Source organism: Streptomyces sp. HUAS YS2 (genome assembly GCF_033343995.1).
GTDB classification, from domain to species: domain Bacteria; phylum Actinomycetota; class Actinomycetes; order Streptomycetales; family Streptomycetaceae; genus Streptomyces; species Streptomyces solicathayae.
In genome coordinates, this window is sequence record NZ_CP137573.1 from 1,994,901 (window position 1) to 2,019,957 (window position 25,057).

General features: G+C 73.4%; 25 protein-coding genes. 9 read left to right on the forward strand and 16 right to left on the reverse strand.

The window, feature by feature from the left end:
• Positions 1-101: 101 nt before the first annotated feature.
• Complete coding sequence (locus R2D22_RS09025; protein ID WP_318102509.1) at positions 102-500, reverse strand: RidA family protein; 399 nt, start codon at positions 498-500, stop codon at positions 102-104.
• Entirely contained in the window at positions 497-1,654 is a 1,158-nt protein-coding gene (locus R2D22_RS09030) for an acyl-CoA dehydrogenase family protein (RefSeq protein WP_318102511.1), read from the reverse strand. The genes R2D22_RS09025 and R2D22_RS09030 overlap by 4 nt, the downstream gene beginning before the upstream one ends.
• A 128-nt stretch (positions 1,655-1,782) precedes the next feature.
• On the opposite strand from R2D22_RS09030, the gene R2D22_RS09035 reads away from it, so the two are divergent.
• From R2D22_RS09035 to R2D22_RS09050, 4 genes are read left to right on the forward strand one after another with little or no spacing between them, the layout of a single operon-like run.
• Entirely contained in the window at positions 1,783-3,396 is a 1,614-nt protein-coding gene (locus R2D22_RS09035; RefSeq protein WP_318102513.1) for an AMP-binding protein, read from the forward strand.
• Positions 3,397-3,400: 4 nt separating this feature from the next.
• Positions 3,401-4,240: a PaaX family transcriptional regulator gene (locus tag R2D22_RS09040; protein ID WP_318102515.1), complete on the forward strand. Its 840-nt coding sequence runs from the start codon at positions 3,401-3,403 to the stop codon at positions 4,238-4,240.
• Positions 4,237-4,647, forward strand: coding sequence for a hypothetical protein (locus tag R2D22_RS09045; RefSeq protein WP_318102516.1), 411 nt, complete (start codon positions 4,237-4,239; stop codon positions 4,645-4,647). The genes R2D22_RS09040 and R2D22_RS09045 overlap by 4 nt, the downstream gene beginning before the upstream one ends.
• A complete protein-coding gene (locus tag R2D22_RS09050; protein ID WP_318102518.1) occupies positions 4,644-5,084 on the forward strand; it encodes a hypothetical protein in 441 nt (146 codons plus the stop codon). Before R2D22_RS09045 ends, R2D22_RS09050 begins: the two co-directional genes overlap by 4 nt.
• On the opposite strand, the gene R2D22_RS09055 is transcribed toward R2D22_RS09050, so the two are convergent.
• The gene (locus R2D22_RS09055; RefSeq protein WP_318102520.1) at positions 5,062-7,359 is read right to left on the reverse strand and encodes a bifunctional salicylyl-CoA 5-hydroxylase/oxidoreductase; all 2,298 of its coding nucleotides are present in this window, start codon (positions 7,357-7,359) and stop codon (positions 5,062-5,064) included. The two genes, R2D22_RS09050 and R2D22_RS09055, sit on opposite strands and share 23 nt — an antisense overlap.
• A gap of 2 nt (positions 7,360-7,361) precedes the next feature.
• Positions 7,362-8,189 (reverse strand): enoyl-CoA hydratase family protein, encoded by an 828-nt coding sequence (locus tag R2D22_RS09060; RefSeq protein ID WP_318102522.1) that lies wholly within the window; start codon positions 8,187-8,189, stop codon positions 7,362-7,364.
• 233 nt (positions 8,190-8,422) lie between these two features.
• Here R2D22_RS09060 and R2D22_RS09065 point away from each other — a divergent pair, with 233 nt between their 5' ends.
• On the forward strand, positions 8,423-8,863 hold the full coding sequence (locus R2D22_RS09065; protein WP_318102524.1) for an ATP-binding protein: 441 nt from the start codon (positions 8,423-8,425) through the stop codon (positions 8,861-8,863).
• A gap of 68 nt (positions 8,864-8,931) precedes the next feature.
• Here R2D22_RS09065 and argF read toward each other — a convergent pair whose 3' ends face one another.
• From argF to R2D22_RS09095, 6 genes are all read right to left on the reverse strand, one after another.
• Positions 8,932-9,942, reverse strand: coding sequence for an ornithine carbamoyltransferase (gene argF, locus R2D22_RS09070; RefSeq protein WP_318102526.1), 1,011 nt, complete (start codon positions 9,940-9,942; stop codon positions 8,932-8,934).
• Positions 9,943-10,083: 141 nt separating this feature from the next.
• Complete coding sequence (locus tag R2D22_RS09075) at positions 10,084-11,316, reverse strand: arginine deiminase (protein ID WP_318102528.1); 1,233 nt, start codon at positions 11,314-11,316, stop codon at positions 10,084-10,086.
• 112 nt (positions 11,317-11,428) lie between these two features.
• Positions 11,429-14,005 carry a polynucleotide kinase-phosphatase gene (locus R2D22_RS09080; RefSeq protein WP_318102530.1) on the reverse strand — a complete coding sequence of 859 codons (2,577 nt, stop codon included), beginning with the start codon at positions 14,003-14,005 and terminating at the stop codon, positions 11,429-11,431.
• Positions 14,002-15,471: a 3' terminal RNA ribose 2'-O-methyltransferase Hen1 gene (locus R2D22_RS09085; protein ID WP_318102532.1), complete on the reverse strand. Its 1,470-nt coding sequence runs from the start codon at positions 15,469-15,471 to the stop codon at positions 14,002-14,004. The genes R2D22_RS09080 and R2D22_RS09085 overlap by 4 nt, the downstream gene beginning before the upstream one ends.
• Before the next feature lie 273 nt (positions 15,472-15,744).
• Positions 15,745-16,665 carry a homocysteine S-methyltransferase gene (mmuM, locus tag R2D22_RS09090; protein ID WP_318102534.1) on the reverse strand — a complete coding sequence of 307 codons (921 nt, stop codon included), beginning with the start codon at positions 16,663-16,665 and terminating at the stop codon, positions 15,745-15,747.
• A gap of 4 nt (positions 16,666-16,669) precedes the next feature.
• Positions 16,670-17,593 carry an LLM class F420-dependent oxidoreductase gene (locus tag R2D22_RS09095; protein WP_318102535.1) on the reverse strand — a complete coding sequence of 308 codons (924 nt, stop codon included), beginning with the start codon at positions 17,591-17,593 and terminating at the stop codon, positions 16,670-16,672.
• A 275-nt stretch (positions 17,594-17,868) separates the two neighbouring features.
• On the opposite strand from R2D22_RS09095, the gene R2D22_RS09100 reads away from it, so the two are divergent.
• The gene (locus R2D22_RS09100) at positions 17,869-18,093 is read left to right on the forward strand and encodes a hypothetical protein (RefSeq protein WP_411976995.1); all 225 of its coding nucleotides are present in this window, start codon (positions 17,869-17,871) and stop codon (positions 18,091-18,093) included.
• A 41-nt stretch (positions 18,094-18,134) separates the two neighbouring features.
• Here the strand turns inward: R2D22_RS09100 and R2D22_RS09105 are convergent, their stop codons facing one another.
• The 4 genes from R2D22_RS09105 to R2D22_RS09120 form a co-directional block, all read right to left on the reverse strand.
• Positions 18,135-18,641, reverse strand: a complete 507-nt coding sequence (locus tag R2D22_RS09105; RefSeq protein WP_318102536.1) for a DUF6099 family protein — start codon at positions 18,639-18,641, stop codon at positions 18,135-18,137.
• Positions 18,642-18,767: 126 nt separating this feature from the next.
• The gene (locus R2D22_RS09110; RefSeq protein ID WP_318102538.1) at positions 18,768-19,148 is read right to left on the reverse strand and encodes a nucleotide pyrophosphohydrolase; all 381 of its coding nucleotides are present in this window, start codon (positions 19,146-19,148) and stop codon (positions 18,768-18,770) included.
• Positions 19,145-20,299 carry an AAA family ATPase gene (locus tag R2D22_RS09115; RefSeq protein WP_318102540.1) on the reverse strand — a complete coding sequence of 385 codons (1,155 nt, stop codon included), beginning with the start codon at positions 20,297-20,299 and terminating at the stop codon, positions 19,145-19,147. Before R2D22_RS09115 ends, R2D22_RS09110 begins: the two co-directional genes overlap by 4 nt.
• Positions 20,300-20,515: 216 nt before the next feature.
• Positions 20,516-20,911 (reverse strand): cell division protein SepF, encoded by a 396-nt coding sequence (locus tag R2D22_RS09120; protein WP_318102542.1) that lies wholly within the window; start codon positions 20,909-20,911, stop codon positions 20,516-20,518.
• Between the two features lie 152 nt (positions 20,912-21,063).
• Between R2D22_RS09120 and R2D22_RS09125 the strand changes: the two genes are divergently transcribed.
• Entirely contained in the window at positions 21,064-21,999 is a 936-nt protein-coding gene (locus R2D22_RS09125; RefSeq protein WP_318102543.1) for a MurR/RpiR family transcriptional regulator, read from the forward strand.
• Between the two features lie 277 nt (positions 22,000-22,276).
• Positions 22,277-22,669, forward strand: a complete 393-nt coding sequence (locus R2D22_RS09130) for a hypothetical protein (RefSeq protein WP_411976996.1) — start codon at positions 22,277-22,279, stop codon at positions 22,667-22,669.
• Here R2D22_RS09130 and R2D22_RS09135 read toward each other — a convergent pair.
• Together R2D22_RS09135 and R2D22_RS09140 are read right to left on the reverse strand one after the other, a co-directional pair.
• A complete protein-coding gene (locus tag R2D22_RS09135) occupies positions 22,626-23,204 on the reverse strand; it encodes a Type-2Aa cytolytic delta-endotoxin (protein ID WP_318102546.1) in 579 nt (192 codons plus the stop codon). The genes R2D22_RS09130 and R2D22_RS09135 overlap by 44 nt on opposite strands.
• Positions 23,205-23,241: 37 nt before the next feature.
• A complete protein-coding gene (locus R2D22_RS09140) occupies positions 23,242-24,129 on the reverse strand; it encodes a helix-turn-helix domain-containing protein (RefSeq protein ID WP_318102548.1) in 888 nt (295 codons plus the stop codon).
• A 122-nt stretch (positions 24,130-24,251) separates the two neighbouring features.
• On the opposite strand from R2D22_RS09140, the gene R2D22_RS09145 reads away from it, so the two are divergent.
• Positions 24,252-25,037: an NADPH-dependent F420 reductase gene (locus R2D22_RS09145; RefSeq protein WP_318109662.1), complete on the forward strand. Its 786-nt coding sequence runs from the start codon at positions 24,252-24,254 to the stop codon at positions 25,035-25,037.
• The last annotated feature ends 20 nt before the right edge of the window (positions 25,038-25,057 follow it).

Below are 25,057 nucleotides of genomic sequence, written 5' to 3' on the forward strand. Positions count from 1 at the left end.
CGGCTGTTTCGGCCGGCCCCCGGCGATCGGGGGACGGGTGCTCCCCCGGCCTTCAACAGGCCATCCTGACGGAGGAGTTCGTCCGGTCCGCACCGCCTCCCTCAGTCCACGACGGCGAAGCCGTCCAGTTCCACCCGGGCCTGCTCGTCCCACAGCCGCACGACACCGATCACGGCCATCGCGGGGTAGTCCCGGCCCGCCAACGCCCGCCAGATCCGGCCGAGTTCGGCCGCGTGGGCGCGGTACTCGGCGACATCGGTCGCGTACACGGTGACCCGGGCGAGGTCGGCGGGGGCGCCGCCGGCGTGGCGCAGGGCTGCGAGCAGGTTGGTGAGGGCGGTGGTGAACTGCTCGGGCAGGGTCTCCCCCACCACCTTGCCGTCGGTGTCGAGCGCGGTCTGCCCGGCGAGGAAGACCAGGCGGGAGCCGGTGGCGGTGACGGCGTGCGAGAAGCCGGCGGGCGGGGACAGCTCGGCGGGGTTGTGGCGGTGCAGCGTCATGCGCGGGCCCCCTCGCCGATCGTCCGTGCCGCGGCGGCGTGCCGCCGGTACAGCTCCTTCGCGATGATCGAGCGCTGCACCTCGGTCGCCCCCTCGTAGATCCTCGGCGCCCGCACCTCCCGGTAGAGGTGTTCGAGCAGGTGGCCGCGTTGCAGGGCGCGCGCGCCGTGCAGTTGGACGGCTGCGTCGACGACGTACTGCGCTGTCTCGGTGGCCAGTAGTTTCGCCATCGCGGAGCGCCGGGGCACGTCCGGCGCTCCGGAGTCGTACGCCGATGCCGCCGCGTACACCAGCAGCCGGGCCGCCTCGGTGCGGGTCGCCATCTCGGCGACCTGGTGGGCGACGGACTGGAGGTCGGCCAGGACGCCGCCGAAGGCGGACCGTCCCGCGGTGTGGTCGAGCGCGGCGTCCAGCGCGGCCTGGGCCATGCCGACGGCGAAGGCGCCGACGCTGGGCCGGAAGAGGTTCAGGGTGCCCATGGCGACCCGGAAGCCCTGGTCGGGCTCGCCGAGCACGTCGTCGGGGCCGACCGGGACGCCGTCGAAGGCGAGGGCGCCGATGGCGTGCGGGCTGAGCATGTCGAGCGGGCTGCCGGTGAGACCCGGCCGGTCGGCGGGGACGAGAAAGGCCGTCACGCCACGGGCCCCGGCGCCGGGCGTCGTACGGGCGAAGACGGTGTAGAAGTCGGCCTCGGGGGCGTTGGAGATCCAGCGTTTCTCGCCGGTCAACCGCCAGCCGCCGACGCCGTCGGGCGCGGCGTCGAGGGCCAGCGCGGCAGCGTCCGAGCCGGCGTCGGGCTCGCTGAGCGCGAAGGCGGCGACCGCGCGTCCGGCGACGACCTCGGGCAGCCAGCGCTCCCGCTGGGCCGGCGTGCCGGCCGAGGCCACCGGATGGGCGCCGAGCCCCTGCAGGGCAAGCGCGGTCTCGGCCTCCGTGCAGGAGTGGGCGAGGGACTCGCGGAGCAGGCAGAGCTCGAGCGCGCCGGAGGAGAACAGCCGCTCCAGGAGCCCGAGTTCGCCGAGCGCGGCGATCAGGGGGCGGTTCACCCGGCCCGGCTCGCCCTTCTCGGCCAGCGGGCGGAGCCGGTCCGCGGCCAGGGCGCGCAGCGCGGCGCACCATTCGACATGTGCCGGATCGAGCGAGAATTCGGGCATTCTGGCCCCCACTTCCGTCGCGTCGGTCGGATCTCCCACGGCATCACTGCTTTATCGCGAACCGTTGACTGTCGTCATCATCACGATACGCTCGTTGGGCGACCCCACCACGACAAGGGGCGAAACCCATGGAGCTGACACCCTCGGCGCACCAGGACACCATCACCCGCGACCACCTGCCGCCCGCCGGGCAGTGGCCGGAACTGCTCTTCGACCTGCCGGACCTGCGCTATCCGGACCGTCTCAACTGCGGGACCGAACTGCTCGACCGCACCACGGAGCGCTTCGGCGCGCACCGGCCGGTCTTCCGCGACGCGGCCGGCGCCGTCTGGACGTACGGCCAGCTGCGCGAACGGGTGAACCGGATCGCCCATGTGCTCAGTACCGACCTCGGCGTCCGCCCCGGCAACCGGGTGCTGCTGCGCGGCCCGACCACCCCGTGGCTGGCGGCCTGCTGGCTGGCCGTGATGAAGGCCGGCGCGGTGGCCGTGACCGTGCTGGCCCAGCAGCGGGCCGGGGAGCTGGCCGTGATGTGCGAGATGGCCCGCTGCACGCACGCGCTGTGCGACGTACGGAGCGTCGACGACCTGGTGAAGGCCGAGGTCCCGGGGCTGCGGATCACCGCCTTCGGCGGCGACGCCCCGGACGACCTGCTGTCCCTGGCGATCGGCAGACCGGACACGTACGAGGCGGTACCGACCGCGGCCGACGACGTGGCGCTGATCGCCTTCACCTCCGGGACCACCGGCCGCCCCAAGGGCTGCATGCACTTCCACCGGGACGTCCTGGCGATCGCCGACACCTTCTCCGCGCAGGTGCTGCGCCCCGGTCCCGACGACGTCTTCGCGGGCAGTCCGCCGCTCGGCTTCACCTTCGGACTCGGCGGCCTGGTGATCTTCCCGATGCGGGCCGGGGCCAGCGCCCTGCTGCTCGAGCAGGCCGGGCCGCGGCAACTCCTCGAGGCGGTCGCGAAGCACCGGGTGAGCGTGCTGTTCACCGCGCCGACGGCGTACCGCGTGATGCTCGACGAGATGAACGGCCACGACCTCGGCTCGCTGCGCCGCTGCGTCTCCGCGGGCGAGAACCTGCCCGCCGCGACCTGGGAGGCCTGGCGGGACCGGACCGGACTGCGGCTGATCAACGGGATCGGCGCGACCGAGCTGCTGCACATCTTCATCTCGGCCGCCGAGAGCGACATCCGCCCCGGCACCACCGGCACCCCCGTGCCGGGCTGGCAGGCCCGGATCGTCGACGCGGCGGGCGCGCCCGTCCCGGACGGCGAGGAGGGCCTGCTCGCCGTGCGCGGCCCGGTCGGCTGCCGCTATCTGGCCGACCCCCGGCAGACCGAGTACGTGCGCGGCGGCTGGAACCTCACCGGCGACACGTACGTCCGCGAGCCGGACGGCTACTTCCGCTACGTGGCCCGCGCCGACGACATGATCGTCTCGGCCGGGTACAACATCGCGGGACCGCAGGTCGAGGAGGCCCTGCTCGCCCATCCCGACGTCCTGGAGACGGCGGTCGTGGGCCGCCCCGACGAGCTGCGCGGCCAGATCGCCGTGGCGTACGCGGTGCTGCGGGACGGGGTGCCGCGGGACACCCGGACGGCGGACGCGCTGCGGGACTTCGTGAAGGCCCGGCTGGTGCCGTACAAGTGCCCCCGCGAGATCGTGTTCCTGGACGCACTGCCCCGCACGGCGACCGGGAAACTGCAGCGGTACCGGCTGCGCGATCTAGAGTGACCACGTGGCCGAGCAACACACCCCCCGATCCCTGATCGTCTCCCTGTACGGCGCGTACGGGCGCACCCCGGACGACGCCACGCTCCCCGTGGCCGAGCTGATCCGGCTGCTCGGGGTGCTCGGCGTGGACGCGCCCTCGGTGCGGTCCTCGGTGTCCCGGCTCAAGCGGCGCGGGCTGCTGCTGCCCGCGCGCACCGCCGACCGGGCCGCCGGGTACGCCCTGTCGGCGGAGGCCCGGCAGCTCCTCGACGACGGCGACCGCCGGATCTACTCCCGCGCCGAGCCGGCCCTGGAGGACGGCTGGGTGCTCGCGGTGTTCTCGGTGCCCGAGTCCGAGCGGCACAAGCGGCACCTGCTGCGCTCGCGGCTGGGCGGCCTGGGCTTCGGCACGGCGGCCCCGGGCGTCTGGATCGCCCCGGCGCGGCTGTACGAGGAGACCCGGCACACCCTGGAGCGGCTCCGCCTGGACCCGTACGTGGACCTGTTCCGGGGCGACCACCTGGGCTTCGCGGCGACGGCGGAGGCGGTGGGCCGCTGGTGGGACCTGGCGGCGATCGCCAAGGCGCACGAGGACTTCCTCGCCGTGTACGAGCCGGTCCTGCACGCCTGGGAGGCCCGCCCGGACACCCCGCCGGAGGACGCGTACAAGGACTATCTGCCGACCCTGGACTCCTGGCGCCGGCTCCCCTACACCGACCCCGGGCTGCCGCCGCAGCTGCTGCCGGCCGGCTGGCCGGGCGCCCGCTCGGCGGAGGTCTTCGCGGCGCTGCACGAGCGGCTGCGGGACGCGGGGGCGCGGTTCGTGCAACCGTACGGCTCGGACGATCGTCCGTCGGAAGCGTGAGCGCACATCCTGTCTCCCGTCTCCAATGGCTCTCCTGGGGCGCCGCGGCCCTGGCCGGCACGGTCGGCGCGTACGCGGCGAGCACGCTGGTGGCGTCGGCGCGGTCGTACTGCGACGCGGCCTGGGAGCCGCAGCACCGTTTCGCGCACGGCTTCGAGTGGCTGGTCCTGACGGCGGCCGCGGCCGGCCTCGCGGTGGCCGCCGCGGTCCTGGCCCGCTGGGCGACGGTCCGCGGACCACGGTCGGTCCGGGCGTCCTCCCAGGTGGCCGTCGTCCTGTTCGTGGTGACGGCGCTGGCCTGGTGGTACGTGACCGCGGAGGCGACCCCTGCGGGCTATCCGGGCGATTCGGGGCTGTGTCCGGCCGACAACGTGCCGCCGTGGTGGCCGGGGTGGTTCCCGACGTGAGCGGGCAGGACGAAGCGCCGGAGCCTCGGTGGCTCGTCGCGGCGAACGTGGTGCGGTGGCGGCGGTGGGGCGACCTGGGGCAGGAGCTGCGGCCGGGCACGAAGGCGTACAAGGGCGGGGCGAGGGTGTACGTGGTCGACACCTACGCCGGCATGGGCAACGAGCAGCTGACCACGGTGGGGCGCGGCCGGCACACCGGCCGGTGGATCACGATCGACACCTCGACCCGGCACCTGCACACCTTCCGCGCGAAGCTGGTCCACGCGCCCGCGGTGCTGCGTCGCTGCGGCGGGCTCCCGGTCGGGCGCGAGGCGGTCGAACGCCTCGTGGAGACGCTCGACCGGATCGCGCGCGAGCAGCGGGGGACCTACCACGCCGGCCCGCACCCGGACCCGTGCCTGTGCCATGCCTGCCTCACGGGCGAGGGTCGAGACTGAGCCGCGGCTTCGGCGCGTCCGTGCGGCCGGTCGGGGGCCGGCGGCTGCCCGCCCTGTACGGGTCGGGCCAGGGGGCCGCGGGCCCGGAGTAGTCCTGTTCGGCGGCGGCGTGCAGGGTCCAGTGCGGGTCGTACAGGTGCGGGCGGGCCAGGGCGCACAGGTCGGCGCGGCCGGCGAGGAGCAGGGAGTTGACGTCGTCCCAGGAGGAGATCGCGCCGACGGCGATCACCGGGACGCCGAGGGTGTTGCGGATCAGGTCGGCGTACGGGGTCTGGTACGAGCGCCCGTACTCGGGCCGCTCCTCGGGGACGACCTGGCCGGTGGAGACGTCGATCGCGTCGGCGCCGTGCGCGGCGAAGGCGCGGGCGATCGCGACGGCGTCCCTGGGGGCGGTGCCGCCCTCGGCCCAGTCGGTCGCGGAGATACGGACGGTCATGGGCCGGTCGGCCGGCCAGACGTCCCGTACCGCGTCGAAGACCTCCAGGGGGAAGCGGAGCCGGTTCTCGACGGGGCCGCCGTAGGCGTCGTCGCGGTGGTTGGTGAGCGGGGAGAGGAAGCCGGACAGCAGGTAGCCGTGCGCGCAGTGGAGTTCGAGCAGGTCGAAGCCGCTGCGTGCGGCGCGTCGGGCGGCGGCGGCGAAGTCGTCCCGTACGGCGGTCAGCCCGGCGCGGTCGAGGGCGTGCGGGGTCTGGTTGATCCCGGGCCGGTACGGCAGCGGCGAGGCGGCGCTCAGCGGCCAGTTGCCGGCGGGCAGCGGCTGGTCGATGCCCTCCCACATGCGCTTCGTGGAGCCCTTGCGGCCGGAGTGGCCGAGCTGGACGCCGAAGGCCGTACCGGGGGCCTGCGCGTGCACGAAGTCGGCGATCCGGGACCAGGCGACGCCCTGTTCGTCGGTCCACAGGCCCGTGCAGCCGGGGGTGATCCGGCCCTCGGGGCTGACGCAGACCATCTCGGTCATGACCAGGCCGGCGCCGCCGAGGGCGCGGGCGCCGAGGTGGACGAGGTGGAAGTCGCCGGGGACGCCGTCCTCGGCGACGTACAGGTCCATGGGCGAGACGACGACCCGGTTGCGCAGGGTCAGTCCGCGCAGCCGGAAGGGGGTGAACATGGGCGGGGTGCCGGGCGGGCAGCCGAAGTCGCGTTCGACGGTGTCGGTGAAGTGCGGGTCCCGCAGCCGCAGGTTGGCGTGGGTGACCCGGCGGCTGCGGGTGAGCAGGTTGAACGCGAACTGGCGGGGCGGCTGGTCGAGGTAGCGGGCCGGTTCCTCGAACCAGCGCAGGCTGGCCGCGGCGGCGCGCTGGGTCGACTCGACGACGGGGCGGCGTTCGGCCTCGTACGCGGCGAGGGCCTCGTCGAGCGTGGGCTGCTCCTCGACGCAGGCGGCGAGGGCGAGGGCGTCCTCGACGGCGAGTTTGGTGCCGGAGCCGATGGAGAAGTGGGCGGTGTGCGCGGCGTCGCCGAGCAGCACCGTGCGGCCGTGCGACCAGTTCTCGTTGACGACGGTGCGGAAGGCGGTCCAGGCGGAGTTGTTGCCGCGCAGCGGACGCCCGCCGAGGGTCTCGGCGAAGATCTTCGCGCAGCGTTCGGTGGACTGCTGCTCGTCGAGTTCGTGGAAGCCGGCGGCCCGCCAGACCTCCTCGCGCATCTCGACGATCACGGTGGATGCCTCGGCTGAGAAGGGGTAGCCGTGCAGCTGCATGACGCCGTGCTCGGTCTCGGCGATCTCGAAGCGGAAGGCGTCGAGGGCGAAGTCGGCGGCCAGCCAGATGTAGCGGCAGCGGTGGGGGGTGATCCGGGGCCGGAAGACGTCGGCGTGCTGCTCGCGGGTGTGGCTGTGCACGCCGTCCGCCGCGACGACGAGGTCGTGGGTCGCGGCGAGCTCGGCGGCGGGCGGGGCCTCGGTGCGGAAGCGGAGCCGTACGCCGAGGTCGGCGCACCGGGCGTGCAGGATCTCCAGGAGCCGGCGGCGGCCGAGGGCGGCGAAGCCGTGCCCCGAGCTGGTGAGCGTACGGCCGCGGTGGACGATCTGGATGTCGTCCCAGCGGACGAACTCGTCCTGAAGGGCCTGGTAGACGGCCGGGTCGGCGTGCTCGATGCCGCCGAGGGTCTCGTCGGAGAGGACGACGCCGAAGCCGAAGGTGTCGTCGGGGGCGTTGCGCTCCCAGACGGTGATCTCGCGGGCCGGGTCGAGTCGCTTGAGCAGCGCGGCGGCGTACAGCCCGCCGGGACCGCCGCCGACGACGGCGATGCGCAGCGGACGTACCTGCCTCGGCATCGTCACCGCCCCCGCCACTTCGGCGGGCGCTTCTCGGTGAAGGCGGCGTGGAACTCGGCGTAGTCCTCGCCGTTCATCAGCAGCGCCTGGGTGGCGGCGTCCAGCTCGACGGAGGCGGCGAGCGGCATGTCGAGCTCGGCGGTGAGCAGCGCCTTCGTCTGGGCGTGGGCGAGGGCGGGGCCGTCGGCGAGGCGGCGGGCCAGCTCGGCGGCGCGGGCGCCGGCCCCGCCCTCCTCGGTGAGCTCGCTGATCAGGCCGATCCGTTCGGCCTCGGGGGCCCGTACGGGCTCGCCGAGCATGAGCAGCCGGGTCGCGTGGCCGAGGCCGACGACGCGGGGCAGCAGGTACGCGGCGCCCATGTCGCCGCCGGAGAGGCCGACCCGGGTGAAGAGGAAGGCGAAACGTGCGGTGGGGTCGGCGATCCGGAAGTCGGCGGCGAGCGCGAGGACGGCGCCGGCGCCTGCGGCGACTCCGTGCACGGCGGCGATCACCGGGAAGGGGCATTCACGGACCGCGCGGACGACCTGGCCGGTCATCCGGTTGAAGTCGAGGAGCTGGGCGGTGTCCATGGAGAGGGTCGCACCGATGATCTCGTCGACGTCGCCGCCGGAGCAGAAGCCACGGCCCTCACCGCCGAGGACGAGTGCGCGGACGGCGCGTTCCCGGGCGAGTTCGGCGAGCAGGTCGCGCAGGTCGGCGTAGGCGCCGAAGGTGAGCGCGTTGAGTTTGGCGGGGCGCGCGAGGGTGACGGTGGCGACTCCGTCGTCGACGGCGAGGCGGAGATGCCGCCATTCCTGGGTTCGTGGCGCGGATCCGGTGAAGGGGCTCATGCGGACGGCCTCCCGGTGCGGGCGAGCGTGCTGAGGGCGGGGCACCTTCCGTGAGCGTATCACTCTGCCGTGACTGTCGTCACGAGAGCGCGATATGAGGGCGTGGGGGCGAAGGTCCCGTACGGCTATGGACGGCCGCCTCTGGAGGCTCGCCTTGCCCTCTGTAAGGTTGAAATTGGGACGTCACGGACGGCAGCGGCGCCCCGACCCACTCCCGGCCGAACGGACCCGTCATGGACGATCGCTCCCGCCCCGCCCCGCTGCGGCTCGAGCTTCCGCACGACACGGCTGCCGTCCCCCTCGCCCGCGCCCTGGTCCGCACCGCGCTCGCGGAGCACGACGCCGGCCCGGACGAGGACACGGCGGAGCTGCTCACCGCCGAACTGGTCGCCAACGCCGTCGAGCACACCGCGGGTTCCGGCCCCATCGAGCTGGTCGTGGAGCTCCTGGAGGTCGGCTGCCACGTCGAGGTGCACGACGCACAGCCGGTCCGGCCGGGCGAGCTGATCTGCCCGGATCCGGAGGACGAGCCCGACCCGTGGCTGGAGCACGGCCGCGGTCTGCTGCTGATCCGCGCGCTCAGCGAGGACTGCGGCCACCGGCCGACCGACCGGGGCAAGGCGGTCTGGTTCCGCCTGCCGGGCATCCCGGCGCAGCGCCGCCAGATGGCCTGAGCGGTCACGCGGCCGGACCGGCCGTGCGACCTGACTGGCTGTGCGGCCCGGCCGGCGAGAACGGCCGGTTACGCGGCCGGGCCCGCCATCGTGGCGACCATGATCGCCTTGATCGTGTGCATGCGGTTCTCGGCCTCGTCGAAGACGACGGAGTGCGCGGACTCGAAGACCTCGTCCGTCACCTCCAGCTCCGCGAGCCCGTACCGCGCGTGGATGTCCCGGCCGACGGCCGTGCCGAGGTCGTGGAAGGCCGGCAGGCAGTGCAGGAACTTCACGTCCGCGTTGCCGGTGGCCCGCAGCACGTCCATGGTCACCGCGTACGGCGCGAGCGCCGCGATCCGCTCGTCCCAGACCTCCTTGGGCTCGCCCATGGACACCCAGACGTCGGTGGCCACGAAGTCCGCGCCCCGCACGCCCTCCGCGACGTCCTCGGTCAGGGTGATCCGCGCCCCGCTGCCCTCGGCCAGCGCCCGAGCCTCGGCGACGATCTCCTCGGCCGGCCAGTACGCCTTCGGGGCCACGATCCGCACGTCCATGCCGAGCAGGGCGCCGGTGACCAGGTACGAGTTGCCCATGTTGAAGCGGGCGTCGCCCAGGTAGGCGAACGCCAGCTCCGTGAGGGGCTTGTCGGAGTGCTCGGTCATGGTGAGCACGTCGGCGAGCATCTGGGTGGGGTGCCAGTCGTCGGTGAGCCCGTTGAAGACCGGGACGCCGGCGTTCGCGGCCAGTTCCTCGACGGCGGCCTGGCTGTCGCCCCGGTACTCGATGGCGTCGAACATCCGGCCGAGCACCCGGGCGGTGTCCTTCACCGACTCCTTGTGGCCCATCTGGGAGCCGGACGGGTCGAGGTAGGTGGTGGAGGCGCCCTGGTCGGCGGCGGCCACCTCGAAGGCGCACCGGGTGCGGGTCGAGGTCTTCTCGAAGATGAGCGCGATGTTCCGGCCGCGCAGCCGCTGGACCTCGGTGCCGGCCTTCTTGGCCGCCTTCAGCTCGGCGGCGAGCGCGATCAGGCCGCGGAACTCCTCGGCGGTGAAATCCAGCTCCTTGAGGAAGTGGCGGCCGATGAGGTCAGTGGCCATGGGGGCACTCCTGGTTTCCGATGACGGGACCATGGAAGTCTATACGCGGTTCGGCATTTATATACAGCGAGCGCCCGGTGAGGTGGGCTACACCGGCCCCGCCCACCGCACCCGGCCCACCCACCTCACCGACCCCACCCACTACACCGCGTCGCGCTCCACGGGGCAGCTCATGCAGCGCGGGCCGCCCCGGCCCCGGCCCAGCTCGCTGCCCGGGATCTCGATGACCTCGATGCCCTGCTTGCGCAGATGGGTGTTGGTGGTGACGTTCCGCTCGTACGCGACGACCACGCCCGGCTCCACCGCCAGCACGTTGCAGCCGTCGTCCCACTGCTCGCGCTCGGCGGCGTGCACGTCCTGCGTCGCGGTCAGCACCCGGATCTCGGTCAGCCCGAGCGCCGCCGCGATGGCGCTGTGCATCTGCTCCGGCGGGTGGTCGCTGACCTGGAGCGTCTGCCCGGCCGCGCCCGGCTCGATGGTGTACGAGCGGAGCATGCCGAGGCCCGCGTACTGGGTGAACGTGTCGGTGTCGACCATCGTCATCACCGTGTCCAGGTGCATGAAGGCCCGCCGCTTCGGCATGTCCAGCGCCACGATCGAGCGGGCCGACCCGGCCGCGAACATGCCGCGGGCAAGCATCTCGACGGCCTGCGGGGTGGTGCGCTCGCTCATCCCGATGAGCACGGCGCCGTTGCCGAGGACGAGGACGTCGCCGCCCTCGATCGTCGACGGGTAGTCCGCCTGGCCCTCCGACCAGTGATGGAAGGTGCCGGCCTCGGGGCCGGTGAACAGCGGGTGGTGCTTGTAGATCGCCTCGAAGTGGACCGTCTCGCGCCGCCGGGCGGGCAGCCGCATCGCGTTGATCGAGACGCCGTCGTAGATCCAGGCGGAGGTGTCACGGGTGAAGATGTGGTTCGGCAGCGGGCCGAGGAGGAAGTCGTCCAGGTCCATGACGTGGAAGCGGACCGAACTGGGCTCGCGGTGGGCGGCCAGGAACTCACGCTTCGTCATGCCGCCGATCAGGGCCTCGACGAGCTCGCCGGTGTCCATCGCGTCGAAGGCGGCGCGCAGGTGGTCCGTCGCGAGGGGGCCGTACTCCTTCTCGTCGAAGACCCGGTCGAGGACGAGCGCGCGGGCGGCGGGCAGCTCCAGGGTCTCGCGCAGCAGGTCGCCGAAGAGGTGCACGGCGACGCCGCGGTCGCGCAGCACGTCGGCGAATCCGTCGTGCTCCTGGCGCGCCCGGCGGACCCAGAGGACGTCGTCGAAGAGCAGGGCGTCCTTGTTGGTCGGGGTGAGTCGCTTCAGCTCCAGATCGGGACGGTGGAGGATGACGCGGCGCAGCCGCCCGGTCTCGGAGTCGACATGGAATCCCATGGAGCCATCCTGGCCGAGCCGGGCGGCGGACCGCTATCGGACCGCGATCAGAACGATGACGAGCAGGCATACGGACGTCGCCCCGGGGGAGCTCACCCCGGGGCGGACGGCCTCAGAGCCGCGGGTCGACCGGCTCCGATTCCAGCGCGAGGACGGCGAACACCGCTTCGTGGATCCGCCAGAGCGGCTCACCGGCGGCCAGCCGGTCGAGCGCTTCGAGTCCGAGCGCGTACTCGCGCAGGGCGAGCGAACGCTTGTGACCCAGCGAGCGGTTGCGCAGCCGCTCCAGGTTCTCCGGACGGGTGTACTCCGGTCCGTAGATGATCCGCAGGTACTCCCGGCCGCGTACCTTGACGCCCGGCTGGACGGGCCGGCCGTCGGGGCCGTGCACGAGCGTGTGCGCGGTCGGCGAGAGCGGCTTCACGACCATGCCCTCGCCTCCGGCCGCCGTCATCTCCAACCACCAGGCGACGCCGGCCCGCACGGACGCCTCGTCGCCCGTCTCGACCACCAGCCGTCGGGTGCCCTGGAGCAGCCCGCTCGGGTCGCTGTCGACGATCCAGTCGATCCACCGGAGCTGCTGGTCGTGCGGCACGGCCGCCAGCGAGCGGCCCCGCGCGGCCAGGATCTGGAACGGCGCGAAGCGCACACCCTCGAGACCCTGCGTCGGCCAGCAGTACCGACGGTACGCCTCGCTGAACGCCTCGGCGTCCACGGCCCGTTCGCGCTGCTTGGCGAGCAGCCCGTCCAGGCCGGCCACACCCCGGGCCGCCGCCTGCTCCAGCGCGCCGAGCGCGTCGGGGAAGACGGCTCGGGAGGCCGCACCCACGGCCGCGTACTGCGAGCGCAGCAGCCCGGCCGACTTCAGCGACCACGGCATCAGCTCGCCGTCGAACAGCAGCCAGTCCGTGTCGAGCTCGTCCCACAGCCCGACGGCGGTCACGGCCGCGCGCAGTCGCTCCAGGACCTGTTCGGTCGTCGCGACATCGTCGAAGAACGGCCGGCCGGTACGGGTGTGCAGCGCGCCGGTCACCCCCTCGACCCCGAACCTCTCGCGGGCCGCGTCGGCGTCCTTGCAGACCAGCGCGACCGCCCGGGAGCCCATGTGCTTCTCCTCGCACACGACCCGCTCGACGCCGTCCGCCGCGTACTGCGCGAACGCCTCGGCGGGGTGCTCCAGGTAGCCCTCCTCCTTCGAGGTGGCCGTGGGCGCCATCGTCGGCGGGAGGTAGGCGAGCAGCCGGGGGTCGATCGCGAACCGGCTCATGACCTCCAGGGCCGCCGCCGCGTTCTCCTCGCGCACGCCGACGTTGCCGAGCAGCCCGGTCTCCACGACCCGGCGGCCGTGCACGTCGGCCAGGTCCAGCGGCCGGCCCTGGTGTCCGCCGGGCGCGTCGGTCCTGAGCGGCCGGGCCGGCTCGTACCAGACCTGCTCGGCGGGCACGTCGACGAGTTCGCGCTCCGGCCAGCGCAGCGCGGTCATCTTCCCGCCGAACACGGCGCCGGTGTCCAGGCAGATGGTGTTGTTGATCCAGCTGGTGTCCGGCACGGGTGTGTGGCCGTACACCACGGTCGCCCGGCCCCGGTACTCCTCCGCCCACGGGTAGCGCACCGGCAGGCCGAACTCGTCGGTCTCACCCGTGGTGTCCCCGTACAGGGCGTGCGAGCGGACCCGGCCGGAGGTGCGGCCGTGGTACTTCTCCGGCAGACCCGCGTGGCAGACCACCAACCGGCCCTCGTCGAGGACGTAGTGGCTGACCAGCCCGTCGATGAAGGTGCCGACCTCGGCGCGGAACTCCTCGCTCTCCCGGCCGAGCTGCTCGATGGTCTCGGCGAGTCCGTGGGTCTCCTGGACCTTGCGGCCCTTGAGCCAGCGGCCGAGCTTGTTCTCGTGGTTTCCGGGCACGCAGAGGGCGTCGCCGGCGGCCACCATGGACATCACGCGGCGCAGGACGCCGGGGCTGTCCGGTCCGCGGTCGACGAGATCGCCGACGAACACGGCGGTACGGCCCTCGGGGTGGTGTCCGTCCACATAGCCGAGCTTCGCGAGCAGGGTCTCCAGCTCGGAGCGGCAGCCGTGGATGTCACCGACGATGTCGAACGGCCCCGTGAGGTGGCGCAGGTCGTTGTACCGCTTCTCCAGGACGACCTGGGCGGACTCCGCCTCCTCGACGGTGCGCAGCACGTGCACCTTGCGGAAGCCCTCGCGCTCCAGTCCGCGCAGGGAGCGGTGCAGCTCGCGACGGTGGCGCTGCACGACCTGGCGGGGCAGGTGGGCCCGGTCGGGCCGGACCGCGTTGCGCTCCACGCACACGGACTCGGGCATGTCGAGCACGATGGCGATCGGCAGCACGTCGTGCTCGCGGGCGAGCTGGACGAGCTGCCGGCGGGCCTCCTTCTGCACGCTGGTGGCGTCGACGACGGTCAGCCGGCCGGCCGCGAGCCGCTTGCCGGCGATGTAGTGCAGGACGTCGAAGGCGTCACGGCTGGCGCTCTGGTCGTTCTCGTCGTCGGCGACGAGCCCGCGGCAGAAGTCGGAGGAGATCACCTCGGTGGGCTTGAAGTGCTTGCGGGCGAAGGTCGACTTGCCGGATCCGCTGGCGCCGACGAGCACGACGAGGGACAGGTCGGTGACGGGCAGGGTGCGAACGGCGGTGCTGGTGCTTGTGCTGGTGTCGTCGCTGGTCATGCGGCCTGTTCCTCCTTCTCGGTGGTGGTGTTCTGTGTGAAGACGGCCATCTGGGTCGGCGGGCCGACCTCGGGGTCGTCCGGACCGACGGGGGTGAACTCGACGGCGTAGCCGTACTGTTCGGCGACGCGCGCGGCCCAGGCGCGGAACTCCCCGCGGGTCCACTCGAAGCGGTGGTCGCCGTGCCGGACGTGTCCGGCGGGCAACGACTCCCAGCGCACGTTGTACTCGACGTTCGGCGTCGTCACGAGCACCGTGCGGGGCCGCGCCGACCCGAACACGGCGTACTCCAGGGCGGGCAGCCGCGGCAGGTCGACGTGCTCGATCACCTCGCTGAGCACGGCCGCGTCGTAGCCGGTGAGCCGCTTGTCCGTGTACGCGAGCGAGCCCTGCATCAGCTTCACCCGCCCGGCCTGCCGCTCGCCCATCCGCTCGAGACGCAGCCGGCGCGCGGCGATGCCGAGCGCCCGGGCGGACACGTCGAGGCCGACGATCTCGGTGAACCGCACGTCCTTCAGCAGCGCCTGCACCAACTGGCCCTGTCCGCAACCGAGATCGAGCACCCGGCCCGCGTCGGCGGCCCGCAGCGCGGCCAGGATCGCGTCCCGGCGCTGCTCGGCGAGCGGCACCGGCTTCTCTTCCGTGTCGGTGGTCTCGTCGACGGCGTTGTCGACGTCCTCGACCTCCAGGTCGTCGGCCTCGGCGAGCCGGACCAGTTCCAGTCGTTCCATCGCCTGCCGGGTCAGGCCCCAGCGCCGCGACAGATAGCGGCTGGTGATCAGCTTCTGCTCGGGGTGGTCGGCCAGCCAGCCGTCGCCGGCCCGCAGCAGCTTGTCCACCTCGTCGGGTGCGACCCAGTAGTGCTTGGCGTCGTCGAGCACCGGCAGCAGCACGTACAGCTGGCGCAGCGCCTCGGAGAGCCTCAACTCCCCTTCGAGGACGAGCCGGACGTACCGCGAGTCCCCCCACTCGGGGAACGCGCTGTCCAGCACCACCGGGTCGGCCGTGACCGTGCTCCAGCCCAGCGGCTCGAACAGCCGCCGCACCAGCTCCACCCCGCCGCGTGCCGGCAGCGCGGGCACCTCGATCCGCAGCGGCATCGGCTCCGCGGCACGCTCCGGCCGCAGCTCGCACACCCCGCGCAGCGCGGTCTTGAAGACCGTGCTCAGCGCGACGGCCAGCAGCGACGAGGCGGCGTAGGGCCGGTCGTTCACGTACTGCGCGAGCGCCGCGTCCGGGGCGCCGCCCCGTCCCTTGCCCCGCCCGGCGCGGACCAGCGCCGCCGGGTCGACCTCCAGGAGCAGCGCGGCCGTGCACCGCTCCGCCGTCGCCTCGGGATACAGCACATGCGCCGCGCCGTGCGCGGTCGAGAACCGCTGGGCCTTGTCGGGATGCTTGTGCAGCAGGAAGCCGAGGTCGGTCGCGGGCCGCTCAGGGGTACCGGTGGTACTGATCGTCAGGAACACACATCCGAGTATTGCCCTCGGCTCCGGCCACGACCAGGCATTTTCGGTGCCTTCAGTTCGCGGCGCGGGCGGGTTCCCGGCGCGCCGCCGAGCGCGCCGAGGACGAGTCGGCGCGGCAGGGTGCGCGCTGCCGTGGAAACCTACCGGGAAGCGGCCGAGCAACTGCGCGCCGACGGCACGAGCGAAGACCGAGGCACGAGCGAAGACCGAGGCACGAGCGTCGACCGGGGTACGAGCGAAGACTGAGGCACGAGCGACGACCGAGGCGGGGTTCTAGCCCGCCTCCTCGCCCTCACTGCTCAGCGCGGCGGCCAGGGCCGCGATGCGGTCCGGGCCGACGCGGCAGCAGCCGCCGATCAGCCGGGCCCCGGCCGCCCGCCACTCCCCCGCCAGGGACGGGTCGAACGTCCCCGCGCCCTGCCAGGCGCGCGCCCGCGCGTCCCACTCCTCCCCACTGTTCGGATAGACGACGACCGGCTTCCCGGTCGCGCCCGCCGCGATCTCCACGGCCGGTCCGACGTCCGCCGGCTCGCAGCAGTTCACCCCGACCGCGATCACGTCCCCCGTCCCCGCGGCAAGCACGAACGCCTCCGCGAGGTCCTGGCCCGCCCGCGTCCGCCCGCCCGCGACGGTGTACGTCAGCCACACCGGCACCCCGCACCCCGCCACGGCCCGCAGCAGCGCCTCCGCCTCGTCGGTGTCCGGCACCGTCTCCAGCGCCAGCACGTCCGGCCCCGCCGCGGCGAGCGCCTCGATCCTCGGCCGGTGGAACCGCTCCAGCTCCCGCACGGTCAGCCCGTACCGGCCCCGGTACTCGGCGCCGTCCGCGAGCATCGCCCCGTACGGCCCCACCGACCCGGCCACCCACACCTCGCCGGCGGCCCGGTCGGCCGCCGCCCGGGCCAGCTCCACGCTCCGCCCGAGCAGCCGGGCCGCCTCGGCCCGGCCGATCCCCCGGTGCGCGAAGCCCTCGAAGGTCGCCTGGTAGCTGGAGGTGATCAGCACCCGGGCACCTGCCCGCGCATAGGCGGTGTGCGCCGCCTCGATCTGCTCGGGCCCGTCGGCCAGCAGCCGCGCCGACCACAGCTCGTCGGAGAGGTCGCAGCCCTGGGCCTCCAGTTGGTTGGAGAGCCCGCCGTCGAGGACGAGGACCTCCTCGGCGAGCGCGTCGGCCAATGCGCGGACAGGTCGCATCGGCTCAGCCCAACTGCGACTGGACCTGGGCGGAGATCAGTTCCAGGTGATCCAGGTCCGCCAGGTCCAGCACCTGGAGGTAGATCCGGGAGGAGCCGATCGCGCCGTAGCGGCCGATCTTGTCCACCACCTCGGCGGGCGTGCCCGCCAGCCCGTTGGCCTTCAGTTCCTCCACCTCGCGTCCGATGGCGGCGGCCCGGCGGGCCACCTCCGCGTCGTTCTTGCCGACGCAGACGACCAGGGCGTTGGAGTACACCAGGTCGTCCGCGGCGCGGCCCGCGGCCTGCGCAGCGGCCCGGACCCGGCCGAACTGCCGCTCGCTCTCCTCGATCGAGCCGAAGGGGATGTTGAACTCGTCGGCGTACCGCGCGGCGAGCCGCGGCGTGCGGCTGGCGCCGTGCCCGCCGATGAGCACCGGGACCTTCGCCTGCGCCGGCTTGGGCAGCGCCGGCGAGTCGGTGAGCCGGTAGAACTCGCCCTCGTACGAGAACGTCTTGCCGACCTCGGTCTCCCACAGTCCGGTGACGATCGCCAGCTGCTCCTCCAGCCGGCCGAACTTCTCCTTCGGGAACGGGATGCCGTACGCCTTGTGCTCCTCCTCGAACCAGCCCGCGCCCAGTCCCAGTTCGATGCGCCCGCCGGACATCCGGTCCACCTGCGCGACCTGGATCGCCAAGACGCCGGGGAGCCGGAACGTGCCGGCGGTCATCAGCGTGCCGAGCCGGATCCGCTTGGTCTCCCGCGCCAGTCCGGCGAGGGTGATCCAGGCGTCGGTGGGCCCGGGCAGCCCGTCGGCGGCACCCATCCGCAGATAGTGGTCGGACCGGAAGAAGGCGTCGAATCCGAGGTCCTCGGTGGCCTTGGCGACGGTGAGCAGGGTGTCGTAGTCCGCACCCTGCTGGGGCTCGGTGAAGATTCGAAGATCCATGCCTCCATCCTGCACGCGTCCGGCGTGCGCTGCCGCCGCGTCGCCGCGTGCGCGTCAACCTCTCCGTCAGCCGCCTGCCCGGCCCGGCTCGGTCGGGTGAATATCCGACCACCTGGCGGGGCGCGTCCGGCCGGGCCAGTGACCCTCCGCATCCGCCCGTCGTTGGCTCGGGCGGAGCCGGACCGCCCGGCCCGCGTGCCGGCGGCCACTGCCGGTGCGTCGTTCTCTCGTGTGGCCTTCCCGCTGGTGGGAGGGCCTGGGCCGAGGAGGCCGCCATGTCCCAGGAAGCCGCGCCCGACCGGGCGATGCCCGAGCACCCGCTGCAGCAGACCGCGTCGCAGTCCGTGCCCGAGCAGAAGAGCGGCGGCGCCCCCAAGGGCCTGCTTCAGCAGATGGAGGAGCTGATGGCGGCGCTCAACGCCGACCTGAACCAGCTCGACGCCGATCTTCAGTCCTCGGCCGACCGCACCGCGCCGCCTGCCGACGAGGACCAGCGGTGACGACGGGCGCAGTGACCGCCGCCGTGACGCCGTCGCCGCGGTCATGACGGCCCCGCCGGCGAGTCCGCCGGGTCGGCGCGGCCCCGCGCCGCATCGGGCGGCCTGCCCCGCTCCCGCACCGTGAGCCGGCGCAGCAGGCCGCGCACTCGATCGTTGGACTCGTCGGCGGCGTCGATCGCCTCGATGCACTGCCAGTAGAGCCCCTCCTCGTCGGTGTCGCAGGCCACCCCGACGAGGGCGATGCCCACCTCCCCGAGCAACGCGCTCAGCGCGTTCAACGCCGTGCGCACGTCGGCCACTTCGGTGAGCTGCGCGGCGCGCGGGACCCCGGTGCGCAGCATCGGGTGGTCCATCACACCGCGCCCGCCGCCGATCTCGCTCAACGCCCGTGCCTCGCCCCGCAGTTCCAGCGGTCCACGCACCGCGAGATGACTGCCCACCGCCTGGGCGAGGGTCTGCGCCTGCCAGGCCTCCGCGACGATGTCGAGAGCCGCACGGCTCTGTGCCAGTGCGTACCGCCCCGCCGCGATGAGTCGCTCCGCTTCCATGTACGCCGCCCCCGTTCGTACGACTTACTGCTCACTGAGTCCACTACCCAGCGTGAGGGTGGCTGAGCACAAAAGCCAGAGGAATTCGGAAATCTGTGGACAGGAAGCTCGATGGGGAAAACCGGCTCACTCCGAAGAGTGACCATCCTCCCCCGTGAAGGGTCGTGCGCCCCCTCCCGGCGGCCGTCCGGCCGGGAATCGCACCTCGTTCCGGTCGATCTTCGCGGCCAGCGCGGCCAGCACGTCGATGCCCGCGACTTCACAGAACTGCAGCAGATAGGCCAGGACGTCGGCGACCTCGTCCTCGACGCGGTGCGCCGACTCCGCGTCGTCCATCACCCGGTCCGCCTGCTCCGGGGTCAACCACTGGAAGATCTCCAGCAGTTCGGCCGCCTCGACGCTGAGCGCCGCCGCCAGGTTCTTCGGCGTGTGGTACGGCTGCCAGTTCCGCGCGGCAGCGAACTCCGCCAGCCTGCGCTGCAATCCCGCTACATCCAGTTCTGTCACGACTCCAGGTCTACCACCGCGGCTCCGGGCAGCTCCCGCGCGCCGGCCGCCGTGGCCGGCCCCACCGTCCCGACCAGCCTGAGGTGTCCCCCGGCGCAGATCTCCGCGGCCAGTCCGAGCAGTTCACGGGCCTGCCGCGGGTCCAGTCCGCGGTCGAAGCCGTCCGCGAGGACGGTCAGGCTCTGCAGCGCGTCCGGCACCTCGGCGACCTGGTCGACGGCGAGCACGCCCGGCCCCGTCAACAGGACCAACGCGAGCGCGAGGTAGCGGAGTTCCCCTTCGCCGAGCCTTTCCAGCGGGGTACCGGACCCTCCCGCGGCGGCCCCGGCCGGCTCGCCCCGCGCGAGCAGTGCCCGCACCCTGCCGTCGGCGAGCTCCTCCACGTCCAGCCCCGCGACCGGCCCGGCGCAGCCGCCGCGCGCCACGGCGGCGAGCCGGGCGTGCCGCCTGGGGCACCCGGTCCGCGTCCGGTGCAGCACCTCCGCCAGGTTGTCGCAGCCGCGCCGCAGCCGCCCCTCGCCGAGCGGCACCGGCGCGCGCATCCGGTGCGGCTGCGGGTCGCAGGCGAAGACCGAGCGCAGCCCGAGGACGACCTGCTCGGCGGCGGCGAGCACCTGCCGCTGCCCCTCCGTCTTGCCGGCGACGCGCAGCGGCAGCAGGGCGGTGCCGAGCAGGTCGTCCGGGAAGGGCGCGCGGGTGACGGGCACGGTGCCCGCGGTGTGCCACTCGGCCTGGACGGTGCTGCGGCCCGGGTCGCGCAGCGCGGTGGTCAGCAGCGTGCGGTCACGCAGCGTCAGACGTTCGCCGACGACGCGGAGTTCGGGTTCGGCCTGGACGGCGAGGTCGAGCCGTACGGGCCCGGCCGGCCCGTCGACGGTGCAGCCGATGCGGAAGCCCCGGCGCCCCTGTGCGTCGGGCTCCGCCCGTTCGGGGACGCAGCCGGACGGGTCGGGGAAGACGCGTCCGAGTTCGTCGCCCGCGCCGAGTCTGGCCAGGGCCTCGTACGCCTGAAGGGCACTGGACTTGCCGCTGCCGCTGGGCCCCGCGAACAGGGTCACCGGTCCGAGCGGGTAGGCCGCCGCGCGGTGCGACTTGAAGGCGGAGAGCCGCACTTCGGTGACGGTGGGGCGGGTGGGGCGGGGGGTGTCCATGGACACGGACGGTAGGCGGGTCGGCGGAGGGCGGCGGAGGGCGAACCGTTCCACCGCGGGGACCTTCCACCGTACGAGGGACCCGAGCCGTGTCCCGCGGCGCGCAGCACGTGCCCCCGGCACCCGGCAGCACGCGCACCCGGCACCCGAGGCCCGGCACCCGAGGCCCGAGGCCCGGCGCCCGGCGCCCGAGGCCCGCGCCCCTCACGCCGGCCCCTACGCCTCCGACGCCTCCGCCGCGCCCTCCACCTCGGTGCCCACCGGGGCGAGGAGGAAGACGTTCCGGTCCACCCGGTGCATCCCGCTGCCCAGGCCGAAGACCACGCCGCTGCTGAAGTCCAGGATGCGCTTGGCCACATCGGTGTCCGCGCCGGTCAGGTCGAGCAGCACCGGGATCTGCGCGATGAGGTACTCCGCGACCTCGCGGGCGTCGGCGAAGACCTGGACCCGCAGGACGACCATGCGGCGCTGCTCGGCGGCCTCGTCGTACCGGTCGGGGAACGTGCGGTGGTCGACCCTGGACGGCCATTCGTCACGCCCGCGCAGCGGCAGGACCTGGGCGAGGCCCTCCCACTGTTCGTCGGTGACGTCGTACCTCTCGTACCTACTCATGCACCCATCCTCGCGTTCCTCACCCGTTCGGCCCAACACCGACACGACTCGGCCGCCGACCAGGACAAGATCATCACCACCGGGTGCACGCCCTACGGGCCCCTCCCGGTGAACTAGATTGGGCTCGAGCGGGACACAGAGGGAGGCACCCCGTGCCATCAGATCAGCAGGCGCGCGCCCAGGCCGCCGCGATCACGCCCGGCAGACACGCGCCGGAGACGGGGTCGGAGGCGACCCCCACGGACCGCGTGCGGGCCCTGTTCGGCGGCCACCGGCTGTCGCCGGGCCAGCGGCGCATCGCGCAGTACATGACGGACCACCTGACCGAGGCGGCGTTCCTGTCGATCACGGATCTCGCGGACCGGGTGGGGGTGAGCCAGCCGTCGGTGACGCGGTTCGCGACCTCCCTCGGGTTCAGCGGGTTCCCTGCGCTGCGCGAGGCGCTCCAGCCGATCGCGCTGAGCGCGGTGGCCGGCGCGCCCGACGCCGCCGACATCCGGGAGGATCGCGGCAACGAGCTGCAGGCCGCCGTGGACGCCGAGATCGACAACCTGGAGTCGCTGCGCCGGGTCCTCGCCGACACCGGCCAGGTCCTCGATGTCGGCCGGGAGCTGGCCCGTTCGGTGCCGCTGACCGTCCTGGGGCTGCGCATCTCGGTGTCGCTCGCCGAGTACTTCGCGTACGCGGCCCGGCGGATCCACCCCGACGTGCGGGTGGTGACGCGCGGCGGCAGCGTCTCGTTCGACGCGCTGTTGCAGTCGCGGGAGGCGGGCGGGACGTGGGTGCTGGCGTTCGCGATGCCGCGGCACGCGCACGAGACGCTGGCGGCGATGCGGGCGGCGCGGCGCATCGGTCTGAAGATCGCGCTGATCACCGACCAGACGCTCGATCCGCTGGTGGAGGAGGCCGACGTGGTCTTCAAGGCCGGTACGGGCTCGCGGCTGGTGTTCGACTCGTACGCGGCGCCGCAGTTGGTGGCGGCCTCGCTGCTGCAGGCGATGGCGGACGCGGATCCGGAACGGACCCAGCGGCGCCTGGAGGGGTACGAGCAGGCCGCGGAGCAGCACACCTTCTTCCTCGACGACTGAGGGCCGGAACCACGGCGGGTTCACGGCCCATTTTCAGACCTTCGAACGGAATGAAATTTTTCATACCCTTGCTTACTCGACAGTATATATATTTACTGACGTGGACGCCGGGCCCCTGCCGACCCCCCTCCTCTTTGTCGGACCCCTGGTGTCCCCCTCGCGGCGGTCCTGGCCGACCCCTGGGCCGGGACCGCCGCCCCCTTCCCGTACCCCGTTGGAAGCGACAACGATGTCCCCGACCTCATCCCCCGTCGGCGCCGACTGGCCCTGTCAGGTCATGACTCCCGTGCACCGCGACTGGGAACGCACGGCGACGCGCTGGCTGCGCGACCTTCTGCCGGCCCGCTACGCCGGCTACACCCCGCTCACCCGGCACCCCGTCCTGCTCGCGCGGCACGCGCAGCTCCAGCTCCAGCAGGAGCTCCGGACGGTACGGGTGGCACTGCAGACCTCGCGGGCGGAACTGCCCTCGCTCGGGGTGCCCGATCCCGTCATAGAGACGGCGATCCAGATGTACGCCGTCGAGCTCGAACAGCTCGGACGGCTGGCGCGCGGCGTCCGCCTCGTCACCGAAGCGCTGCTCGCGGCCGGAGCGGCCCGGGACGGCGGGCCGACACGCGTCGCGGTCAGGCCGCGAGCGACAGTCCCTGACGCAGCACGATCGCGTTGAGCCGGATCGAGAACGGCACCACGTCCATGATCTCCAGGGCCCCGGCCCTGGCCCGGTCCACGCCCAGCGTCACGTCGATGCAGAACGCGATGGCGTACAGGTGCTCGCCGGTGTCGGCGTCCTGCAGCGCGAAGAACAGGTCCCGGTAGTAACTCGTGCGGTCCGCGCCCTCGTCGTAGTACGAGAGACCCGGCGCGCCCTCCTGCGCGGCGAGCCCGGTGAAGGCGCGGACGAGCTCCTGCTCGACCGTGTCCCAGAAGCCCGCCTCGGCGAACTCCGCGGGCAGCGCCTGCCGTACGGCCTCCTTCAGGGACAGCACCATGACCATGACGGGGGCGTTCTCCTGGAGCCCCCAGCCGCGGACCATCTTCACGATCTCGCTGCCGGGCACGGCGGCGGCCGCCTCCCGGATGTGCTCGAAGTCGAAGTTGACGGTCGCCGGAGCGATCGCCTCCTGGAACAACCGGTCGACGGCCCGGGCCTGTTCGAGGTGGTCAGGGCCCACCTCGATGACGGTCCTGAAACTCGCGGCCATGCTTCCTCCTGCGGGTACGACTGCGATGCAGCGGTGATCAAGAGCGGCCAGTATGCCGATCACCCCCGCCGCACAACACCACCGTCCCGCGCTGCGGACGCCGACCACCGGCGAGCCGCCGAAGCGCGTCCTCCGACGCCGAGCCGGGCTCGGCGGCGTACAGGTCGAGGCCGTAGCAGGCGGGACGGTCGGGCAGAGTGACGCGCTCGCCGTGCAGGGTCATCGGGCCGACGACAGGGTGGTGCAACGCGTACGGGCGACTGGGCGCCCGCGCCACCGTCTGCTCGGCCCACAGGCGGTCGAAGTCGGCGTCGAGCCCCCGCATGCGGTCGATGTGCGCGGTGAGTTCGGCATCGCCGCGGTACCGGCCGAGCAGCACACGCAGGGACGCGACGTGTTCGCGGGCCGTGCGCTCCCAGCCGGCGGCGTGCAGGGCGCGTCCGTACGGTTCGGCGAACAGCAGGTGCGAGAGCGTGCGCCGGTCCGGCGGCAGGGCGGGGAAGTCGCCGAAGACCGCGACGGCAAGGGCGTTCCAGCCGACGATCTGGGTGTGCCGGCCGACCACCAGCGCCGGGGTCGTGGTGGTCGACTCCAGCAGGTGGCGCAGTGCCGCCGGCACCTCCGGCGGGGCGGGCGGACAGGGTGCGGGACGGCGCGCGACGGCGTGCAGGTACGCGCGTTCGTCCTCGTCCATGCGGAGCGCCGCGGCGACGGCGTCCAGGATCTCGCCGGAGACACCGTCCCCGTTGCCCTGCTCCAGCCGCGTGTAGTGGGCGAGGCTCACACCCGCGAGGCGGGCCAACTCCTCGCGCCGCAGGCCCTCGACCCGGCGCACCCGGCCGTAGTCGGGGAGCCCGACGTCCTCCGGGCGCAGGCGCGCACGGCGCGACCTGAGGAACGTGGTCAGCTCGGTCCGGTCGTCCACGCGGCCAGCCTACGCCGGGGCGCGCGGAGGGTGATCGGCGCGTGAGTACGCAGCGCTCGGGCCTGGGTCCCCGCCCCCGCCACTTCCAGACTGTGGGCGAACCACCCGACCACGACCCCGGGCTGTCATCGGCACAGCCCTCGACGAACGGAGAGCGGAAAATGCCCCGAACGCTCGGACTCATCGGCAGCGGAATGATCGGCTCGGCCGTCGCCCGGCTCGCCGTCGCGGCGGGACTCGACGTCGTACTCAGCAACGCGCGCGGCCCCGAGACGCTGGCCGGACTGATCGCCGACCTGGGCGGGCGGGCTCGTGCGGGCACCCCGGAAGAGGCCGCCCGCGCCGCGGACCTGGTGGTGGCCGCCGTCCCGCTGCGGGCGTACGACCGGCTGCCGGCCGAGGCCCTGGCGGGCAGGACGGTGCTGGACACGGCGAACTACTACCCCGAGCGGGACGGGCGCCTGGCCGCCCTGGACACCGGGGCGCTGACCTCCAGCGCCCTGCTGCAGCGCAGCCTCGCCGGGTCTCGCGTGGTCAAGGCCCTCAACACCGTCACCCCGCACCAGCTGCTCACGCTGGCCCGCCCCGCGGGCGCGCCGGACCGCAGCGCGCTGCCCGTCGCCGGCGACGACGCCGAGGCCGTGGCGCAGGCCACGGAGCTGCTCGACGTGCTCGGCTGGGACGCGGTGGACATCGGCCCGCTCTCGGGCAGTTGGCGGAGCGAGCCGGACACACCGGTGTACATCCGGCCGTACCTCGGCGAGGTGCCTGCCATGAACGTCGAGGACTTCCTGCGCTGGACGCTCCGCACCCCCGGCGTCCCCGTCCCGCGGGAGCGGGTCGCCGAGTTGGTGGCTGCCGCGGAGCACCGCCCGGCGGGCGAGGCGAGACTCCCGAGCGACGCCTGAGGACGACCGCATGACGCGAC

Excerpts from the sequence above, each read along its gene's own strand:
- R2D22_RS09025 (WP_318102509.1), bottom strand. The coding sequence starts at position 500 with ATGACGCTGCACCGCCACAACCCCGCCGAGCTGTCCCCGCCCGCCGGC.
- R2D22_RS09030 (WP_318102511.1), bottom strand. The coding sequence starts at position 1,654 with ATGCCCGAATTCTCGCTCGATCCGGCACATGTCGAATGGTGCGCCGCG.
- R2D22_RS09035 (WP_318102513.1), top strand. The coding sequence starts at position 1,783 with ATGGAGCTGACACCCTCGGCGCACCAGGACACCATCACCCGCGACCAC.
- R2D22_RS09055 (WP_318102520.1), bottom strand. The coding sequence starts at position 7,359 with ATGCCGAGGCAGGTACGTCCGCTGCGCATCGCCGTCGTCGGCGGCGGT.
- R2D22_RS09060 (WP_318102522.1), bottom strand. The coding sequence starts at position 8,189 with ATGAGCCCCTTCACCGGATCCGCGCCACGAACCCAGGAATGGCGGCAT.
- R2D22_RS09065 (WP_318102524.1), top strand. The coding sequence starts at position 8,423 with ATGGACGATCGCTCCCGCCCCGCCCCGCTGCGGCTCGAGCTTCCGCAC.
- argF (WP_318102526.1), bottom strand. The coding sequence starts at position 9,942 with ATGGCCACTGACCTCATCGGCCGCCACTTCCTCAAGGAGCTGGATTTC.
- R2D22_RS09075 (WP_318102528.1), bottom strand. The coding sequence starts at position 11,316 with ATGGGATTCCATGTCGACTCCGAGACCGGGCGGCTGCGCCGCGTCATC.
- R2D22_RS09080 (WP_318102530.1), bottom strand. The coding sequence starts at position 14,005 with ATGACCAGCGACGACACCAGCACAAGCACCAGCACCGCCGTTCGCACC.
- mmuM (WP_318102534.1), bottom strand. The coding sequence starts at position 16,665 with ATGCGACCTGTCCGCGCATTGGCCGACGCGCTCGCCGAGGAGGTCCTC.
- R2D22_RS09095 (WP_318102535.1), bottom strand. The coding sequence starts at position 17,593 with ATGGATCTTCGAATCTTCACCGAGCCCCAGCAGGGTGCGGACTACGAC.
- R2D22_RS09100 (WP_411976995.1), top strand. The coding sequence starts at position 17,869 with ATGTCCCAGGAAGCCGCGCCCGACCGGGCGATGCCCGAGCACCCGCTG.
- R2D22_RS09105 (WP_318102536.1), bottom strand. The coding sequence starts at position 18,641 with ATGGAAGCGGAGCGACTCATCGCGGCGGGGCGGTACGCACTGGCACAG.
- R2D22_RS09115 (WP_318102540.1), bottom strand. The coding sequence starts at position 20,299 with ATGGACACCCCCCGCCCCACCCGCCCCACCGTCACCGAAGTGCGGCTC.
- R2D22_RS09120 (WP_318102542.1), bottom strand. The coding sequence starts at position 20,911 with ATGAGTAGGTACGAGAGGTACGACGTCACCGACGAACAGTGGGAGGGC.
- R2D22_RS09130 (WP_411976996.1), top strand. The coding sequence starts at position 22,277 with ATGACTCCCGTGCACCGCGACTGGGAACGCACGGCGACGCGCTGGCTG.
- R2D22_RS09135 (WP_318102546.1), bottom strand. The coding sequence starts at position 23,204 with ATGGCCGCGAGTTTCAGGACCGTCATCGAGGTGGGCCCTGACCACCTC.